The sequence below is a fragment of the Bradyrhizobium sp. SHOUNA76 genome, assembly GCF_023006445.1.
Classification (GTDB): Bacteria; Pseudomonadota; Alphaproteobacteria; order Rhizobiales; family Xanthobacteraceae; genus Bradyrhizobium.
The window spans coordinates 1-1,138 of the sequence record NZ_JALBHA010000933.1 but is presented as its reverse complement, the minus strand read 5'-3'; the positions used below and the strand labels follow the sequence as shown (position 1 = coordinate 1,138).

The 1,138-nt window shown below is 67.4% G+C and carries 2 protein-coding genes; both read left to right on the top strand.

Going from position 1 to position 1,138, the window contains the following annotated elements; all coding sequences use genetic code 11:
* A partial coding sequence (locus MOV74_RS38730; RefSeq protein ID WP_246932846.1) for a COG4223 family protein occupies positions 1-796 on the top strand: 796 nt, incomplete at its 5' end.
* A 36-nt stretch (positions 797-832) separates the two neighbouring features.
* Positions 833-1,138 (top strand): heme biosynthesis HemY N-terminal domain-containing protein (locus tag MOV74_RS38725; protein WP_246932844.1); only part of this gene is annotated, 306 nt, incomplete at its 3' end.

Genomic DNA, 1,138 nt, shown 5'->3' with positions numbered 1-1,138 from the left:
CAGGGCCGGCAGGCCCGTCGCCGATCCGGCCATGGCCGCGCGGATTGACGCGCTGGAGAAGTCCGCAACCAGCTTGCGCAGCGACGTCGCCAATCTGCGCGCGCAGTCCGACAAGACCGCGAGCGCATTGAACGATGCGAAATCGGCGCCCGGGACGGCCGCGCCCGACCTTTCTGCTCTCAACGATCGCATCGCGCAGCTCGAGCGCGCCAGCAAATCCGAACGTGCCGAGCTCGCGCAGCAGGGCGCGAAGATCGCCGATGCAAAAGCGAAGGATGACAAGCCGCTGCGCTTTGTGGTCGCGGCGGCCCTGCTCGACGTCGCCGTTCGCCATGGCGACCCCTATCAGTCGCAGCTGTCCGCGGCGCGTTCGCTCGCCGCCAAGCCCGACATGCTGAAGCCGCTCGATACATTTGCATCGTCGGGCATCCCGACCCCGGTCGCGCTGAGCCGCGAGCTCCTCAACATCGTGCCGAAACTGTCACCGCCGGCGGAAACTCAGACCAGCGGCACGGGCATTGTCGAGCGTCTCCAGGCAGGAGCTTCGAAACTCGTGCGCATCGAGCGCACCGACGGCGTCGGTAACGATCGCGGCGCCATCGTCACGCGAGTGACGGCTGCGGCACTTCGCAATGATTTCGTGGAAGCGCGGCGCGAGCTCAAGACGCTGCCGGAGGCCGATCGCGCGCCCGCACAGGCCTGGCTCGACAAGGCCGATGCCCGCGACGCCGCGCTCGCCGCCTCCCGCAAATTCGCCGACGATGCCATGGCGGATCTCGCCAAATCTGCTCAATAAGATTCGCGCAACAATCGGCGCGTAATAGGGATCGCCATGCTTCGCATCGTCCTCTTCCTCGTCCTGATCGCGCTGGCGGCGGCCGGCGCGGCCTGGGTTGCCGATCAGCCCGGCGAAGTCGTCATGACCTGGGGCGGCTGGCGCGCCTCGCCGACCATTCCGGTGTTCGTGCTCCTTCTCGGCATCTTTGCCGTTGCGATCGTCCTGCTCTGGAGCATCCTGACAGTGACATGGCGATTGCCGGGCCGCATGCGCCGTCGCCGCCACGAAAAGCGCCACGCCCGCGGCCGTCACGCCATCACGCACGGTCTGCTCGCGATCGGTCATGGCGACACTGCGCTC